We start from the raw sequence: 16,149 nt of genomic DNA on the forward strand, positions 1-16,149 counted from the left end.
GAACTGATTTGTTTCATTCAGTTCCTCACCTCGAAAATCCCACCCTTAGTTTTATCTGCCCACACTAGGATACGTCCTTCATGCAGAATATGAAGCTCCGCGAGCTTAAGGCTAAAACACCAGCCGAACTTTTGGCATTTGCCGAAGAAGTTGAAGTCGAAAATGCAAGCACCTTGCGCAAGCAAGAATTGATGTTTGCGATACTTAAACAATTGGCGGAAAATGACGTCGACATCACCGGGGAAGGCGTTGTTGAAGTTTTGCCGGATGGATTTGGCTTTTTGCGCAGTCCTGATGCCAATTATTTGCCCGGTCCCGACGATATTTACGTCAGCCCGTCGCAAATCCGTAGATTTTCCCTGCGCACCGGGGACACGGTTGAAGGCCAAATTCGGTCTCCCAAAGATGGGGAACGCTATTTTGCGTTGCTGAAAGTTAATTCCGTTAATTTTGAAGAGCCTGATCGGGCGCGTCACAAAGTCAATTTTGACAATTTGACGCCGCTTTACCCGGATGAGCGCTTCAATATGGAAGTGGCTGATCCCACCACCAAAGATAAAAGCGCTCGGATCATTGATCTGGTTGCGCCTTTGGGTAAGGGCCAACGGGCTCTGATTGTGGCGCCGCCTCGTACGGGTAAAACCGTATTGCTGCAAAATATTGCGCAATCAATCGCCACCAATCATCCAGAATGCTATTTGATCGTTCTATTGATTGATGAACGCCCCGAGGAAGTGACCGACATGCAGCGCTCTGTGCGCGGTGAAGTGATCTCTTCAACATTTGATGAACCTGCCTCTCGCCACGTGCAAGTGGCTGAAATGGTTATTGAAAAGGCCAAGCGCCTGGTTGAGCATAAACGTGACGTTGTGATTTTGCTCGATTCGATTACCCGTTTGGGCCGCGCTTACAACACTGTTGTGCCGTCTTCCGGTAAAGTTTTGACCGGTGGTGTGGATGCCAATGCGTTGCAACGGCCGAAACGCTTTTTTGGTGCGGCACGGAATATTGAAGATGGCGGTTCGCTGACCATTATCTCCACTGCATTGATCGATACGGGTAGCCGTATGGATGAAGTGATCTTTGAAGAATTTAAAGGTACAGGTAACTCTGAACTTATTCTTGATCGCAAAGTGGCAGATAAGCGCGTCTTCCCAGCAATTGACATCACCAAATCAGGCACACGTAAAGAAGATTTGCTGGTCGACAAGGATACATTGAAGAAAATGTATGTATTGCGTCGCATTCTCAATCCAATGGGCACGGTGGATTCCATCGAATTCTTGCTGGATAAGCTGCGTCAGACTAAATCCAATGCTGAATTCTTCGATTCTATGAACACATAGGATAGGGCGAGGCTGCGAATGGAAACCATTATTGCGTTATCCAGTGGCGGCCTGCCATCAGGTGTTGCGGTGCTCAGATTGTCTGGGCCCGCGGCGCTAGAGATCCTTGCAGGCTTCGGCATAAGCAAACCCAAGCCTCGCTATGCCACCTTTTGCACCCTCAAGGATGATCAGGACCGACCGCTTGACGAGGTCGTAGTCCTCTATTTTCCTGCCCCCCACAGCTTTACTGGTGAAGACGTTATCGAACTCCAGTGCCATGGCAGCCAGGCGGTGGTGCAAACCATTTTGCGCATCGCAACCGCACATAAAGATGTGCGGTTGGCAATGCCGGGCGAGTTTTCGCAACGGGCATTTGAAAATGGCAAAATGGACCTGACAGAAATTGAAGGTCTTGGCGATCTGCTCGATGCAAAAACGGAAAGCCAGCGGGAACTGGCTATTTCGCGGATGCGCGGGGGACTATCTCAAAATGTTGAGCAGTGGCGTGGCAACATTATCGACTTGTTGGCAGAAGTTGAGGCGCGGCTTGATTTCAGTGACGAGGGGGACGTTGATGACAGCTTACCCCCAGCATTTCAACATGATCTCAACAGGCTTATCCAAAGCGTTGAACAAGGTTTAAGTGGCTTTGAAAGCGGTCAAATCATCAAAGACGGGTTCAAGGTTGCCCTTGTGGGGCGGCCCAATGTGGGCAAATCAACCTTGTTGAACGCACTGTCTCAAACGGATCGTGCCATTGTGACGGATATACCAGGTACGACACGGGATGTGATCGAAGTTGACATCGACATTGGCGGGCAGCTGTTCAGTTTCTTTGATACAGCAGGTATTCGTCAAACCGACGATGTAATCGAGCTGGAAGGTATTACTCGGTCTTATAAAGCCATTGAACGGGCCAATCTGGTCATTGAATTGGTAGATAGCACAAACGGCGCGGAAATGGTTTACCCACTTGCGGACTGGGTGATCCGCACCAAACACGACCTTGTAGAAAATCAAGGTAAGGATTCACGTGAAACGCTGAGTATTTCGGCGACCACTGGAGAAGGCATGGACGCTCTTTTGAGCAAACTGACCGATCTTGTGGACCACCATATGGATTCACGTGAAACCACATTGATTTCGCATCAACGTGATCGCTCTGCTTTAGAAGACGCACTTTCACACTTGCGTGCTGCGTCAGATTTTACTAAACCTCTCGAATTCATCGCGGAAGATTTGCGGCAAGCGACATTGCCGCTTTCCAGACTTATTGGTCTGGTAGATGCCGAAGACATATTGGATCGGCTTTTTGCGGGATTTTGCATAGGGAAATGATTCACGTGAAACATCCACCAGTTGGATTCACGTGAAACAAAAGGTTAGCTCATCATGAGACAGACTATGGACTATGATGTCATCATTGTTGGCGGAGGACATGCGGGCTCCGAAGCTGCTGCTGCTTCTGCGCGGGTAGGCGCACGCACAGCCCTGATCACACATCAATATGCAAAGATTGGTGAAATGTCCTGCAATCCGGCAATCGGCGGGTTGGGCAAGGGCCATCTTGTGCGCGAGATTGACGCGCTCGATGGTTTGATGGGGCGAGTGGCGGACCAAGCGGGCATTCAATACCGCATGCTCAACCGACGCAAGGGTCCTGCAGTGCGCGGTCCACGTGCGCAGGCGGATCGAAAGCTCTATAAAGCGGCAATGCAAGCTGCAATTGATGCACAGCCCAATCTTGATGTGATTGAGGGCGAAGTCGATGATATCATTGTGGAAAATGGCGTTCTAACGGGCGTCGCGCTTGGCAATGGCACCACAATTTCCTGTGCGAAGGTGGTCTTGACGACGGGTACGTTCCTGCGCGGCCTTATCCATCTTGGCGAAAAGAAAATTCCTGCTGGACGAGCGGGGGAAGCACCGGTTTTGGGGCTTTCGGATCGGTTGGAAAGTCTTGGACTACAGCTTGGACGGCTTAAAACCGGCACGCCGCCGCGTCTGGATGGTCGCACCATCAATTGGGATGTGCTCGAGGTGCAGCATGGAGATGCGGATAAAGAGCCGTTCTCTATGTTGACCGACGAAATCACGGTGCCGCAGGTGCCTTGCTACATCACCCGAACTGACAAGGCGATGCACCAGATCATTGAAGATAATCTGCATTTGTCAGCTATGTATTCTGGGCAAATCGACAGCAAAGGCCCGCGCTATTGTCCCTCAATCGAGGATAAGATTGTTCGGTTTAATGATCGCGATAGCCATCAGATATTTCTGGAACCGGAAGGACTTGATGATCATACGATCTATCCAAATGGTCTTTCAACGAGTCTACCAGAGGCTGTGCAGGAACAATTTATTCGCGCGTTGCCAGGGCTTGAAAATGCAGAAATTTTGCAACCCGGGTACGCGATTGAATATGACTTTGTAGACCCGCGCGAATTGACCCACGAACTGGAGCTGCAAAAGCAATCGGGGCTTTACCTAGCCGGGCAAATCAATGGCACGACCGGGTATGAAGAGGCTGGCGCACAGGGGCTTTTGGCGGGGGCCAACGCGGCCCTTGCCGCGCTGGGGCGTGACGGCATGCATTTGTCGCGCACTGAGAGCTATCTTTCTGTGATGATTGACGATTTGGTGACGCGAGGTGTAACAGAGCCTTACCGGATGTTTACATCGCGGGCAGAGTTTAGGTTGCATTTGCGCGCTGACAATGCGGATCAACGGCTGACGCCAATTGGCCTGGCCTATGGTCTCGTTGATCCGACGCGTGAATCTGTATTTACCGCAAAGATGGTGGCGCTTGATCACGCGAGCGCGCTATTGAAATCATTAACCATTACGCCCAACGAAGCTGCAAAGCATGGTCTGAAGGTGAATGCAGACGGTGTCCGTCGCAGCGCTTTTGAGCTTCTGTCTTACCCCAACATTGATCTTTCGGATCTGCAGGCGATTTGGCCTGAGCTTAACGATATCGATCCTAAGACAGTTGAGCAGGTTAGCGTTGATGCGCAGTATGCCGTGTATCTTGAACGGCAAAAAGTGGACGTCGATGCCATGCGCCGTGATGAGAAGCGGGCTATCCCTGACTGGATGGATTATGGGCAGCTTTCTGGTCTATCGGGCGAAATGCGACAGAAGCTGGAGATTGCGCGGCCTAAAACCATTGCACATGCACAAAAGATCGAAGGCATCACACCGGCCGCCATCACCTTAATCCTCGCGGTGATCAAGCGGGGATATTTGATAAAGAAGACAGGCGCTGCATAATGCAACAAATTCCTGAGCCGGTCGCGCTCTTTCTATCCGGCCTTCCTGCGGACATGGTGGCCGGCGCGAATGCTGCAGAGATCGTGGATTCTCTGGCATTTTATGAATCTGAGCTCATTAAGTGGCAAAAAGTGCAGAACCTTGTTTCACGTGAAACATTGGCCGAGATTTGGTCAAGGCATTTTTTGGACTGCCTCCAACTCATCCCCATGATTCCCATCGAATCGCGACGTCTTCTTGACCTCGGCAGTGGTGGTGGATTCCCTGCGATTCCCCTCGCAATTGCTCTAAAAAACCGCGATTTGACAGTACACATGGTGGAATCCAATGGTCGAAAGGGTTCATTCTTGCGGCAAATCGTGCGTGAGCTGGGTCTGCAAGCAGAAGTGCATACAATGCGGGCGGAAATGCTCAAACCCGCAGAAATCGGGCCTATAGATGTGTTTACGGCGCGCGCATTCGCGTCACTTTCGGATATTTGCGGCTATGTCGAGCCACTTTGGCAGCAAAAATCTGTGGGCTTATTTCAAAAAGGCCGGGGATATAGCGAAGAAATAGAAGAATCTTTGCAAAAATGGCGCTATACTTATTCAACAGTGAAGAGTAAGACCCTCAAAGATGCGGCGATTGTGCAAATGTACGATTTGAAGTCGAACTAGGGTAATTGTTGACAGGAGGCGCCAATGCGGCCGCGTATTCTGACTTTAGCGAACCAAAAAGGCGGTGTGGGTAAGACCACTACAGCAATTAACCTCGCGACGGCTTTGGCCGCGATTGGTGAGCGTGTCTTGATCGTTGATATCGATCCGCAGGGCAACGCCAGTACAGGTATTGGGGTTGAGCGCAGTACTCGGCAATATTCAGCCTATGATTTGATGACAGGCGAAGTTGAGCTGGAAAAGGCGATTTTGCACACGAATGTGCCAAATGTTGCCATTGTGCCTTCAACTATGGATTTGCTGGGTCTTGAACTGGCGATTGCGGAGAAGGGTGACCGGGCTTTCCGTTTGCGTAATGCACTTGAGAATGCAGGTAGCCTTTACCATGAAGGCAAGCCAATTACCTACATTCTGGTTGATTGTCCGCCTTCACTTAACCTGTTGACGATTAATGCGCTAGCCGCTGCAGATGCCGTGCTTGTGCCGATGCAATGTGAGTTTTTTGCGCTAGAGGGTTTGAGCCAACTGCTTCAAACCATTGAACAAATTAAGACTAATCTGAATCCAGGGCTTTATGTTCAAGGCGTGATTATGACCATGTTTGATAAGCGCAACAATCTGTCGATGCAGGTTTTGGAAGATGTGCGGGAGCATTTGGGCGAATTGGTTTATGATACGGTTATACCGCGAAATGTAAGGCTGTCTGAGGCGCCTTCTTATGGCAAGCCAGCATTGCTCTATGATTTGCGATGTGCGGGCTCTCAGGCGTATCTAAGGTTGGCGACTGAAGTGATTAAGCGTGAACGCCAGTTGAAGGCGGCATAAGGGTTGAAACGATGAACGAAAAAAATTCAAGCGCCCGGTTGGGACGGGGTTTAGCAGCATTAATTGGTGATACACCGCCTATAGACGCGCCGCGCCATGCGGATAGCTCTGGCATTCGCCGATTGCCTGTTGAGTTTATCGTCGCCAGCCCCAACAACCCACGGCGTCATTTCTCTGCGGACGAATTGGAAGATCTAACCAATTCGATCAAAGAAAAAGGCATTATGCAGCCGATTTTGGTGCGGCCGAGCCAGGTTGAGCCCGATCAATATGAATTGGTGGCGGGTGAGCGGCGTTGGCGCGCGGCACAACGTGCTGGGCTGCATGAAGTGCCTGTTATTATTCGGGAGCTTGATGACCGTGAGGCACTTGAGCTGGCGATTATTGAGAACGTGCAACGGGCAGATCTAAACCCTTTAGAAGAATCAAGGGGTTATGATCAGCTATTGCAACAGTTCGGCTATACACAGGCCGATTTGGCGCAAGTGATTGGCAAAAGCCGTTCTCATGTGGCTAACACGTTGCGCTTGATGAAATTGCCTGAAAGTGTGCAAGGCTATGTTGCGGATGGCGCCCTTTCCGCAGGACATGCGCGCGCCCTGATTACAGCAAAAGACCCATCGGCTCTGGCGCAACGCATTGTTGAGGGTGGTTTGAGCGTTCGCGAAGCAGAAAATCTGGTGCAAAAGCAATTGCGGGCTGATGAAGAAGCCGGCGATACATCTGCTAGCGCCAAAAAGAAGCAAAAAGATTCAGATACGCTGGCGCTTGAAAAAGAACTTTCAGACCGATTGGGCCTAAAAGTATCGATTGATCATAAAGAGCGCGGCGGCAAAATTGAGATTAAATATCGTACATTGGACCAGCTCGATGATGTGTGCGCGCGTTTGCAGCGCAATGGCTAGATTTTGATCGAAATATGAGTGCATTAGGCGGGCTTTATGTCCGCCTTTTTTGTTGCTTCAAACAGCGCTTGATGGTGTTGCAGCAAATTGACAAGACGATCTGCCACTTTGCGTATAGCGGGTCGGTGCCGCTCGTCATGATGCATAACCAGCCAATGTTCTGTACGCAATGCATCGATCAATTCACTTGAACGCTTCAAGCGCGGGTCCTGGTCACCAATAAAGCAGGGCAAAACGGCTTGGCCGATTCCAGCAGCGGCCATTTCGCGCACACTCATAGAATCGCTGGCGCGCAGAACGACGTTGTCGCTGTGATTTTGTTCCAACCATTGAGCAGAGCGGGCGCTCGACATTGTGTCAGTGACGCCAATATAGCGCGGTTCGTTGTGTTCACTTCCATCGGCACAGGCATATAAGGCGTATGCGACCGCGCCAAGTTTGCGCCCTGCCAACCATTGCTCGTGGGGTCGGACATTGCGCACGCCCATTTCGGCATGGCGATGGCCAATATCTACGCGCTCTAGTCCAGAAACCAATTGAATCGTGAGGTCAGTATCCTCCTTCCAAAGGTCAGCCATATGTTGCGCCAGAAAAAGCGATGTCCAGGGACCAGCGGAGATACGCACTATGGGTTTTACCTTTAACTGCTCGCTCCAGCGTTGAAGTGCGGACATGGAATTTGACACATTTTGGGCATGGGCCAGCAGATCCTCACCCAAAGGGGTGAGTTGATAGCCGCGCGGCGAGCGATGAAACAGTGAATTTCCTACTATGTTCTCCAAGGCGGAGATATGGCGACCAAGTGTGGCCGCGCTCATTCCCGTTTTTGTTGCTGCGGCTGTTAGGCCACCCGCCTCGGCCACTGCGACGAAGAGTTTAATATCGTCCCACTCAAATTTCATTTTTCATTCCTGCAAATTAAATTGCATTCTTGGCGCTGTCGCAGCGGAATTCCGGCTCATATGCTTGCTTAATCAAACATAATTGAAAAATGAGTTTTTGACCATGCATTACCACAGCAAGTTTCATGAGTTCATTCTTTTGCTCGCCCGTCCATTTCGAATCATGTGCCTAAGGCATAAGCTGGGTCGCAAGAGTGATCGCCAACTTGAGGACATCGGGTTGCATCGAGATCAAATTGGGCGCATTTCGAAAAAGTGGATCAGGCCGATGTCGGAAAAATAGGATTTGGGCCGAAAAAGGCCCAAAAATCGCGTTTTTAGTGCGTTTCTCTCGTGACCTTCAGCGTGCAATGACCCGACTTTCGGCCCTGAAGGCGACCACAGAAACGCACCAAAAACATCAATTTTGCATGATTTCACGTGAATCTTTGATTTTTAGTGGCGTGCAGCGATGGTTGCGATTGCCAAAAGCGCTTGGCGTGTGTGGGCAATGTCCAACGAGGCGTTCTTCCGGGTCTGGGCGATGGCATCATAAATGCGGGTACAGGCGGTGGCGAGGTTGCCCGATGACCAGGTCCGAATTTGTGTTTGCACCTTCGCCTTGCGTGAAAAGTGAATGGGCGGTCGCGCCCCATTTACAAGTTGATCCAACGACGTACCTTCCTCCATTTTCGCCCGTTGGGCGCGCAGCCAGGTAAAGTGCATAAGTGAACGGGTGAGGATCGCCGATGAATGAATGCCACTATCAAAGGCTCGGGACAGGGCCTGATCGAGTTTTTGCACGTGTCCGGTGCCCGCACTATCAATAATTTCATCAAGCGCTAGCATGGCATTGTCGCCACATAGGGTCATGACATCTTCAAGGGACACTTTTTTCGTGTGGGCGGCAAAGAGGATGAGCTTTTCAACCTCTGATCGGGTGATTTGCCGATCATTGCCGAGCTGATCTTTGAGCGCCTGCAGCGCATCATTGTCAATTTGCACCTGATTTTCACGAAACATCTCGCGCATTAACTGGTCAAGACTGCGGGCGTCGTCTGCGAAACAGGGCAGGGCACGGGCAGATTTGGCCTGCTCCAAGACTTTGCGCAGCTTGTCTTTGGGCGTTAAATTGCCCGCCTCCACCAGAATAATGGCGGGCACATTTTCTGCAGCCAACCGTTCAAGTGTTGGTGCGGCCGCATTTGTGGCGCCGCGCACCCGCACAATTCGCTGGCCACCGAACATGGAACTGGTGTTCGCCTCGGTTTCGATGGTCGCGTCTGGATTATCAAGATCAGCATATTGCAAGCTGATCAAATTCATCGGGTCGGCATCTTTGCCCTGAAAGTGCTTTTGCAGTTGATCCGTTGTTTCCCGAACGCGGCCAGCATCTGGCCCGTAAATCAAGATAATGCCTGATTTGAGATCCGGCTGGTTCAAAAATCCCGAGACATCACGCGCTTTTAGGGCGGTCACTGTGTGTTGGCCTCATTGAAAAACTGCAAAAGGTCGATTTCGACGAGTTTGGCCGCTGCTTCGCTGGCCCGTTTTTCAGCATCCTGCACTGCGGCTTTATCCGCAACGAGTTGACCCGAGGTCTGGTAGGTTGCGGTGGCAAAACGGGAGCCAGAAAGGACGGTTTCTTCAGTGTTCACGTCGATCAGCTTATAGCTGACGGTTGCCTTCATCTCTTTTTCATTGCGGGCAAATTGAGAGCCAGCCTTAAAGAGGCTACGGGCAGAAGCGCTGACACCTAGATCAAGTTTGTAAGCTGCGGTTTTGGTCTCGCCCAAATCAAAGCGAATCTTTTGTATCACAATTTGCTCAAGCCGTGTGTCCGGCTCTGCATAGGTAATATCAAAGTTCGCTTGAGCTTGTCCGTCCGCCTGATAGGCCGGGCGCAAGGTGCATCCGGCCAATAGGGCGGCAGAAAGGGCGGCCAATGCGGCCAGCTTAAATGATCTAAATAACAACATTTACAATTCTACCTGGTACCACGATCACCTTTTTGGGTGCGTTGCCGTCTAGCATGCGCGCAATCGGTTCTTCTGACAAGGCAGCTTGCTCGATTTGCGCTTTGGTTGCGTCTTTGGCGATCGTCAATTCACCGCGTTTTTTGCCGTTCACCTGAATTGGCAGCATGATGGTGTCGTCAGACAAATAGGCTTTGTCGGCCTCCGGCCATGCTTCATCCACCAGCAATGTGTCGTGACCAAGGTGGGCCCAGCAGGTTTCTGACAGGTGCGGCACGATGGGATTGGACAATTTCACCAATGTTTCGATGGCAAATTTCAGTGCTTTGCGCTCATCGCTGGTCGCATCACCTTTGATCTTGGCCATCGATTTGGACAGTGCGTTGGCCAATTCATAGATTTGTGCGATTGCGCGGTTGAACCGCAAATTATCATAGGCATCGGTCACTTGGGCGATGGCGCGGTGGGCCGATTTCAACAGATCTTCCGTTTCAATATGGGCTTTCGATCCCACATTTTCTTTCGCTAGCTTTGTGGTTGTGTCATCCACCAAGCGCCACACCCGTTGGATGAAACGCCAAACCCCTTCAATGCCAGATTCGGTCCATTGCACATCGCGCTCTGGTGGCGAGTCTGACAATACAAACCAACGTGTGGCATCGGCGCCGAAGCTTTCGGCCATTGACGACAAGTCGATGACGTTCTTTTTCGACTTCGACATTTTCTCAATGGAGCCAATTTTCACGGGCTTGTCGGTGCCTTTCAGAACGGCTTGACGATTACCATCCTCACCCTTGAGATCAATCTCGGTTGGAGCAACCCATTCACCAGCTTCATTTTTATAGGTCTCATGGGTCACCATGCCCTGAGTGAAGAGGCCCTTGAAAGGTTCCGTCACGGACAAATGGCCTGTTTCTTTCATGGCGCGGGCGAAAAAGCGCGAATACAGCAGGTGCAAAATCGCGTGTTCCACGCCACCAATATACTGATCGACGGGCAACCAATGGTCAGCCAATTCTTTGACGGTTGGTGTTTTGGCACGCGGCGCAGTGAAGCGGGCAAAGTACCATGAGGAATCGACGAATGTGTCCATGGTGTCGGTTTCACGACGCGCCGGGCTATCGCAATTTGGACAGGTGGTGTGTTTCCATGTGGGGTGACGATCCAATGGATTGCCGGGCTCGTCGAATGTTACATCGTCGGGCAATTCCACGGGCAATTGATCGTCTGGCACATGGACGACACCGCAATTGTCGCAATGGATAATCGGGATAGGGCAGCCCCAATAGCGTTGGCGGGAAACGCCCCAATCGCGCAACCGGTAATTGACCTTGCGCTCGCCTTGCTCGCGATTGTTGATGGAGATGTTTTCCAAGCGGCGGGCCACTTCCTCAAATGCTTCTTCAGGTGTCATGCCATCCAAAAATTGGGAGTTGATCATCACACCATCATCTGTGAAGGCTTCATCTCCAATTTCGAAGCTGGCAGCGTCTGCCTCTTCGGGCATGACCACTGGCACAACAGGTAATTCATATTTGCGGGCGAAGTCCAAGTCGCGCTGGTCGCCAGAGGGACAGCCGAAAATGGCGCCGGTGCCATAGTCCATCAAAACAAAATTGGCCACATAAACGGGAAGGGTCCAGCTGTCGTCAAACGGGTGTTTCACGTGAATCCCAGTGTCGAAGCCTTTTTTCTCGGCGGTCTCCAATGCGGCGACCGAGGTCCCCATGCGGCGACATTCTTGGATGAATTCTTGCAGCTCAGGATTGTCTTTCGCGGCAGCTTGCGCCAAAGGATGGTCAGCGGCGACAGCCATAAAGGACGCGCCGAAAATTGTATCGGGACGTGTGGTATAGACTTCCAATTCCGAATGGTCGGCAGGGGCGGTCTTTTCGTCCAATGCCCAACGGATCAACAAGCCTTCTGATTTGCCGATCCAGTTGCTCTGCATCAGGCGCACCTTGTCAGGCCAGCCGTCCAGATTGTCGATCTCATTCAACAAGTCTTCGGCAAAATCAGTGATCTTGAAAAACCATTGGGTGAGTTCTTTTTGCTCCACCAACGCGCCTGAGCGCCAACCGCGCCCATCGATCACTTGCTCATTGGCCAACACGGTGTGGTCAACTGGGTCCCAATTGACCTTTGAACTTTTGCGATAGACCAAGCCTTCGCTCAAAAAATCGAGAAACAGCTTTTGTTGCTGATGGTAATATTCAGGATCACAGGTGGCGAACTCGCGGGACCAATCAAGGCTCAACCCCAAGGCAATCAATTGCTCTTTCATGGACTCGATATTTTTATAGGTCCATTCCTTCGGGTGGGCATTGTTTTGCATGGCGGCGTTTTCGGCGGGCATGCCGAATGCATCCCAACCCATCGGGTGCAACACATTGTAGCCCTTGGCGCGTTTGAACCGCGCGATCACATCCCCCATAGTATAGTTCCGCGCATGGCCAACATGGCAGCGGCCAGAAGGGTAGGGGAACATCTCAAGGACGTAATATTTCGGCTTGTCGCTGTCCTCATTTAGAGCAAAGCTTTGGTTATCCGCCCAAACTTTTTGCCAATGGGGTTCGCTCTCACGCGGGTTGTAACGTTCCGAAGTCATACCGGTTTCTTTTGTCCTTGAATAATATTGATCTGTGGTTCAAACCTTGATGTTGACCTTCACCAGAATTTGCCTTGTCGGTCAAGCTTTCATCGGGCTGAGGGGTCCAATGTAAGCGTCGGTTATGATAGGGCAGGGACATTGAAAAAGAGGTAAAAGATGGGCGCGAAAGAGTTAGATGAAGTTCGGTCAAATATGGCCCGTGCGGCCACGCGATTTGATGGGGCGGAGCGAGAGGCACCACAACTGATCGCCGTTTCTAAAACCTACGGCGCCGAGGAGATTTTACCCATCCTTGAAGCAGGGCAACGTGACTTCGGCGAAAACCGGGTGCAAGAGGCGCAGAGCAAATGGCCCACTTTGCGCGAGCAATTTCCCGATCTCACCCTGCATCTTATTGGTCCTTTACAAACCAACAAGACCAAAGAGGCCGTCGCTCTTTTTGACGTCATTCACTCATTGGATCGTGAAAAGCTTGCGCGCTATTTGAAAAAAGAAATGGAGGCGCTAGGCAAATCCATTCCTTTATTCGTACAGGTCAATATTGGCGAAGAAGAGCAAAAGAGCGGGATCGCACCGGATCAAACGATCGAATTTGTGCGCTATTGCCAACAAGATTTGGGCTTGGATATTCAAGGGCTGATGGCTATTCCGCCGGTTGGTGAACCGCCGGCGCCATTTTTTGCCCGCTTGGTGGAGTTGGGCAAGGATGCGGGTTTGGCCAAATTCTCCATGGGCATGAGCGCCGACTATGAAACGGCCATCGAAATGGGGGCAAGTTATGTGCGGGTTGGGTCGGCGATTTTCGGTGCGCGGGATTACACGTGAGTGCGCCTGTTAACTACACAAATTGCTAACGCCCTTGTGATGAGCATGTTAAGTGCGCATGATGCTAGACAGAGTTATTGCTGATTTGCCCTTAGGCTTGAACATTTTGGACTGGACCTATGAATAAACGTCGTTTGTTGATTGTTGATGATGAAGCTGAATTGCGTCAAAGCTTGGTGGACCAACTGGCGCATTATCGTGAATTCGAAATTGTTGAAGCCGAAAACGCCAATAGCGCTTTGCAACTCGCGAAAGAGGGGCATTTCGATTTGCTGGTCTTGGACGTGGGCCTGCCGGATATGGATGGGCGCGAGGCGGTCAAGATCTTGCGGCAGGACGGTGTGAAATCACCAATCCTAATGTTGACCGGGCACGATAGTGATGCGGATCAGATCCTTGGACTTGAAAGCGGTGCCAATGATTATGTGACCAAGCCGTTTCGGTTTTCAGTGTTGCTGGCGCGGGTCCGGGCCTTGTTGCGACAGCATGATCAAAGCGAAGATGTGGTGTTCTCCATTGGGCCTTACCGGTTTCACCCATCGACCAAAACCCTTGAAGCAGATGATGAGCGCAAGATCCGTTTGACCGACAAAGAGACCTCAATTTTGAAGTTTCTTTATCGTCAGGGCGCGAAAACTGTTTCACGTGATGTGCTGCTGCAAGAAGTTTGGGGTTACAATAATCGGGTGACGACCCACACATTGGAAACCCACATTTATCGTCTGCGGCAAAAAATCGAACGTGATCCTACCCATGCCCGCTTGCTTGTGACCGAAGAAGGGGGCTATCGTCTAGTCCCATAAAAGCTGTGAAACGTTTTGGGGGACGTTGACGATGGCGCTAGAAAAAATGATTGAAGTTTTGGGGCAGGTGTCCTTTTTCCAAAACTTCTCACAAGACCAGATCAAATTGGTGGCATTTGTTTCCGATTTTCGCCATGTGCAACAGGGCGATTTGCTGGTGCAGGAAGGTGACGTTGCCGAGGGGGCCTTTATTTTGGTGTCCGGTCGATTGGCTGTAGAACACAAAGGCGGCACCCATCATGATAGCGTGATTGAAGATGCCGGTGCCTTGATTGGCGACATGGCTTTGTTGGCAGCCACCCCACGCGCCGCGAGCATGCGTGCCCTCACCGAATGCGAAGTGGTGTTTGTGCCGCGCACCCATTTCAAAAAACTGATTCAGACTTATCCTGAGCTGGGCGAAATGATGTCCAGCCATATACGCCAATCGCTATCCAACTATGTGGGCAATCTGACCTCTATCCGGGCAAAACTGAAAAGCGGTTGAACCTTATTTCAGATGTGTGATGATCGGCACATGATCAGATGGCTTTGGTTGCCATCCCCGCGCATCGCGCAGCACTTCGGTTTTATGGGCGTAGGGTGCAACATCTTTGGTGGCCCAGATATGGTCCAATCGACGGCCCCGATCTGATGCAGACCAATCCTTTGAACGATAGCTCCACCAGGAATAAAGCCGCTCGTCATGTGGAATATGCTGGCGAACCAAATCAGCCCATTCGCGCTTGGCCTGAATGGCGTTGAGCTTTTCCGTTTCGATTGGTGTGTGGCTTACCACTTTGAGCAATTGCTTATGTGACCACACATCATTTTCGTGGGGCGCGATGTTAAAGTCGCCAACGATGATATGGCCCGCGTCAAACTCTGGTCCGTTGAACCATTGCTCCATCTCATCGAGAAAATCGAGCTTATGCTTGAATTTTGGATTGGCGACAGGGTCCGGTTCGTCGCCGCCGGCAGGCACATAAAAATTGTGAATGTTCAGGGGCGCGAATCCCGCATCAAGTTTCACGGAGACGTGACGGGCATCTCCCATCTGGCAAAATTCGCGCTTGTCCTGATCAATGATCGGCAGGCGCGAAATTGTCGCTACCCCATGATAGCTTTTTTGCCCATTTACGGCTTGATATTCATAGCCTGCTTTGGCGAGTGCCTTTGCTGGAAATTGCTCGTCCTGGCATTTGATTTCTTGCAAACACAGAATATCAGGTTGGTGCTTTTGCAAAAACTCTAGCACCATGGGCAGGCGCAATCGCACCGAATTGATGTTCCAGGTTGCAATTGAAAGCGCCATTAAAATATCCTCTTTATGATGTTGCCGTGGTCACGAACGCTGTTCGCAACAACGGCATCCCCGCCAGATCGTTCGAATCATGAATGAACATAATGACCGATCAGGGCGGGGGAGCAACCCGGAAATTTCAGGCGAGAACTTCTATTCGCTGCGCGACTTATAGTCTGCAGGGATATAGAAATATGATTTTGGAATGTCGATGTCTGTGGTGACATCGTAAATTGAAAATGTCACTTCATTGCCGTTCGGTTCGGTTAGCGTCCATTGGTTGAGCTCTTTGGTGGCGAGATCAAAAATCATTGTGACCGAGACCAAGCCAATCGGTGTTTCGTCTGAAACGGAAATGGCGATCATTTCTTCGGTCTTGGTGACATCTGTAATGTTGGTTTGGAACAGATCAATTTGGTCAGACAAGAACTGACGCAGCGGCACACGGTGTTGCGGGTAGGCGAACTTTGTTTTTTCCTTGCGGTCTAAAACATAGAAACCGCGGCCGACGGAGACAACTTCTTCGCGTGATGGCGGCGCATATTTAAAGCGGATTTTTTCTGGCCGCTTGATATAGAAAATACCCTCGGCGCGGTTGCCAGCGCTATCGAGTTGGATAAAGCGGCCAGCCATTTGTTCAACGGCTGAATGGTGCGCGCTAATCTCGTTGATGATGGCCACTTCTTCTTCGCTCAATTGCCGATCTAGGGCATGAGCGGAAAAGATGGCGCCGATGGAAAATACCAAGGCGGCGATGCTAAGCTTGAAAAAACGCATGAAG

The 16,149-nt window shown here is 50.9% G+C and carries 16 protein-coding genes; 10 read left to right on the forward strand and 6 right to left on the reverse strand.

Annotated features, from left to right (window positions below):
* Positions 1-80: 80 nt before the first annotated feature.
* Genes rho through MXMO3_RS01470 form a run of 6 tightly spaced genes read left to right on the forward strand, consistent with a single transcriptional unit; the run spans position 81 to position 6,990 of the window.
* Positions 81-1,346 (forward strand): transcription termination factor Rho, encoded by a 1,266-nt coding sequence (gene rho, locus MXMO3_RS01445; protein ID WP_027835820.1) that lies wholly within the window; start codon positions 81-83, stop codon positions 1,344-1,346.
* An 18-nt stretch (positions 1,347-1,364) separates the two neighbouring features.
* Entirely contained in the window at positions 1,365-2,666 is a 1,302-nt protein-coding gene (mnmE, locus tag MXMO3_RS01450; protein ID WP_117394709.1) for a tRNA uridine-5-carboxymethylaminomethyl(34) synthesis GTPase MnmE, read from the forward strand.
* Positions 2,667-2,720: 54 nt separating this feature from the next.
* A complete protein-coding gene (mnmG, locus tag MXMO3_RS01455) occupies positions 2,721-4,601 on the forward strand; it encodes a tRNA uridine-5-carboxymethylaminomethyl(34) synthesis enzyme MnmG (RefSeq protein WP_205468058.1) in 1,881 nt (626 codons plus the stop codon).
* A complete protein-coding gene (gene rsmG / locus MXMO3_RS01460; RefSeq protein ID WP_117394711.1) occupies positions 4,601-5,260 on the forward strand; it encodes a 16S rRNA (guanine(527)-N(7))-methyltransferase RsmG in 660 nt (219 codons plus the stop codon). The genes mnmG and rsmG overlap by 1 nt, the downstream gene beginning before the upstream one ends.
* A gap of 24 nt (positions 5,261-5,284) precedes the next feature.
* A complete protein-coding gene (locus MXMO3_RS01465) occupies positions 5,285-6,085 on the forward strand; it encodes a ParA family protein (protein WP_027835824.1) in 801 nt (266 codons plus the stop codon).
* A gap of 11 nt (positions 6,086-6,096) precedes the next feature.
* Positions 6,097-6,990, forward strand: a complete 894-nt coding sequence (locus MXMO3_RS01470) for a ParB/RepB/Spo0J family partition protein (RefSeq protein ID WP_117394712.1) — start codon at positions 6,097-6,099, stop codon at positions 6,988-6,990.
* Between the two features lie 23 nt (positions 6,991-7,013).
* Here MXMO3_RS01470 and MXMO3_RS01475 read toward each other — a convergent pair whose 3' ends face one another.
* The gene (locus tag MXMO3_RS01475) at positions 7,014-7,892 is read right to left on the reverse strand and encodes a LysR family transcriptional regulator (protein ID WP_117394713.1); all 879 of its coding nucleotides are present in this window, start codon (positions 7,890-7,892) and stop codon (positions 7,014-7,016) included.
* 163 nt (positions 7,893-8,055) lie between these two features.
* Here MXMO3_RS01475 and MXMO3_RS19080 point away from each other — a divergent pair, with 163 nt between their 5' ends.
* Entirely contained in the window at positions 8,056-8,175 is a 120-nt protein-coding gene (locus MXMO3_RS19080) for a YjiS-like domain-containing protein (protein WP_425462140.1), read from the forward strand.
* Positions 8,176-8,327: 152 nt separating this feature from the next.
* Here MXMO3_RS19080 and holA read toward each other — a convergent pair whose 3' ends face one another.
* The 3 genes from holA to leuS are packed head-to-tail and all read right to left on the reverse strand — an operon-like array spanning position 8,328 to position 12,455.
* Positions 8,328-9,350: a DNA polymerase III subunit delta gene (gene holA / locus MXMO3_RS01485; RefSeq protein ID WP_117394715.1), complete on the reverse strand. Its 1,023-nt coding sequence runs from the start codon at positions 9,348-9,350 to the stop codon at positions 8,328-8,330.
* Positions 9,347-9,850: a hypothetical protein gene (locus tag MXMO3_RS01490; protein WP_027835828.1), complete on the reverse strand. Its 504-nt coding sequence runs from the start codon at positions 9,848-9,850 to the stop codon at positions 9,347-9,349. Before MXMO3_RS01490 ends, holA begins: the two co-directional genes overlap by 4 nt.
* Complete coding sequence (leuS, locus tag MXMO3_RS01495) at positions 9,837-12,455, reverse strand: leucine--tRNA ligase (RefSeq protein WP_117394716.1); 2,619 nt, start codon at positions 12,453-12,455, stop codon at positions 9,837-9,839. The genes MXMO3_RS01490 and leuS overlap by 14 nt, the downstream gene beginning before the upstream one ends.
* Positions 12,456-12,614: 159 nt before the next feature.
* On the opposite strand from leuS, the gene MXMO3_RS01500 reads away from it, so the two are divergent.
* The 3 genes from MXMO3_RS01500 to MXMO3_RS01510 all read left to right on the forward strand — a co-directional run bounded on the left by MXMO3_RS01500 (position 12,615) and on the right by MXMO3_RS01510 (position 14,573).
* On the forward strand, positions 12,615-13,283 hold the full coding sequence (locus MXMO3_RS01500) for a YggS family pyridoxal phosphate-dependent enzyme (protein WP_117394717.1): 669 nt from the start codon (positions 12,615-12,617) through the stop codon (positions 13,281-13,283).
* Between the two features lie 119 nt (positions 13,284-13,402).
* Positions 13,403-14,086, forward strand: coding sequence for a response regulator transcription factor (locus tag MXMO3_RS01505; protein ID WP_027835831.1), 684 nt, complete (start codon positions 13,403-13,405; stop codon positions 14,084-14,086).
* 31 nt (positions 14,087-14,117) lie between these two features.
* Positions 14,118-14,573: a cyclic nucleotide-binding domain-containing protein gene (locus tag MXMO3_RS01510; protein ID WP_027835832.1), complete on the forward strand. Its 456-nt coding sequence runs from the start codon at positions 14,118-14,120 to the stop codon at positions 14,571-14,573.
* A gap of 3 nt (positions 14,574-14,576) precedes the next feature.
* Here MXMO3_RS01510 and MXMO3_RS01515 read toward each other — a convergent pair whose 3' ends face one another.
* Both MXMO3_RS01515 and MXMO3_RS01520 read right to left on the reverse strand, forming a co-directional pair.
* A complete protein-coding gene (locus MXMO3_RS01515) occupies positions 14,577-15,380 on the reverse strand; it encodes an exodeoxyribonuclease III (protein ID WP_117394718.1) in 804 nt (267 codons plus the stop codon).
* Positions 15,381-15,521: 141 nt separating this feature from the next.
* Positions 15,522-16,145 carry a LolA family protein gene (locus MXMO3_RS01520; RefSeq protein WP_162889089.1) on the reverse strand — a complete coding sequence of 208 codons (624 nt, stop codon included), beginning with the start codon at positions 16,143-16,145 and terminating at the stop codon, positions 15,522-15,524.
* Positions 16,146-16,149 lie beyond the last annotated feature (4 nt).

The sequence above is a fragment of the Maritalea myrionectae genome, assembly GCF_003433515.1.
GTDB lineage: Bacteria > Pseudomonadota > Alphaproteobacteria > Rhizobiales > Devosiaceae > Maritalea > Maritalea myrionectae.

What these genes read in the sequence shown, in the direction of transcription:
- mnmE (WP_117394709.1), top strand. Translation starts at nt 1,365, where the DNA reads ATGGAAACCATTATTGCGTTATCCAGTGGCGGCCTGCCATCAGGTGTT.
- MXMO3_RS01505 (WP_027835831.1), top strand. Translation starts at nt 13,403, where the DNA reads ATGAATAAACGTCGTTTGTTGATTGTTGATGATGAAGCTGAATTGCGT.
- rsmG (WP_117394711.1), top strand. Translation starts at nt 4,601, where the DNA reads ATGCAACAAATTCCTGAGCCGGTCGCGCTCTTTCTATCCGGCCTTCCT.
- MXMO3_RS01470 (WP_117394712.1), top strand. Translation starts at nt 6,097, where the DNA reads ATGAACGAAAAAAATTCAAGCGCCCGGTTGGGACGGGGTTTAGCAGCA.
- MXMO3_RS01465 (WP_027835824.1), top strand. Translation starts at nt 5,285, where the DNA reads ATGCGGCCGCGTATTCTGACTTTAGCGAACCAAAAAGGCGGTGTGGGT.
- MXMO3_RS01475 (WP_117394713.1), bottom strand. Translation starts at nt 7,892, where the DNA reads ATGAAATTTGAGTGGGACGATATTAAACTCTTCGTCGCAGTGGCCGAG.
- MXMO3_RS19080 (WP_425462140.1), top strand. Translation starts at nt 8,056, where the DNA reads ATGTGCCTAAGGCATAAGCTGGGTCGCAAGAGTGATCGCCAACTTGAG.
- MXMO3_RS01520 (WP_162889089.1), bottom strand. Translation starts at nt 16,145, where the DNA reads ATGCGTTTTTTCAAGCTTAGCATCGCCGCCTTGGTATTTTCCATCGGC.
- MXMO3_RS01490 (WP_027835828.1), bottom strand. Translation starts at nt 9,850, where the DNA reads ATGTTGTTATTTAGATCATTTAAGCTGGCCGCATTGGCCGCCCTTTCT.
- mnmG (WP_205468058.1), top strand. Translation starts at nt 2,721, where the DNA reads ATGAGACAGACTATGGACTATGATGTCATCATTGTTGGCGGAGGACAT.
- leuS (WP_117394716.1), bottom strand. Translation starts at nt 12,455, where the DNA reads ATGACTTCGGAACGTTACAACCCGCGTGAGAGCGAACCCCATTGGCAA.
- MXMO3_RS01500 (WP_117394717.1), top strand. Translation starts at nt 12,615, where the DNA reads ATGGGCGCGAAAGAGTTAGATGAAGTTCGGTCAAATATGGCCCGTGCG.
- MXMO3_RS01510 (WP_027835832.1), top strand. Translation starts at nt 14,118, where the DNA reads ATGGCGCTAGAAAAAATGATTGAAGTTTTGGGGCAGGTGTCCTTTTTC.
- rho (WP_027835820.1), top strand. Translation starts at nt 81, where the DNA reads ATGCAGAATATGAAGCTCCGCGAGCTTAAGGCTAAAACACCAGCCGAA.
- MXMO3_RS01515 (WP_117394718.1), bottom strand. Translation starts at nt 15,380, where the DNA reads ATGGCGCTTTCAATTGCAACCTGGAACATCAATTCGGTGCGATTGCGC.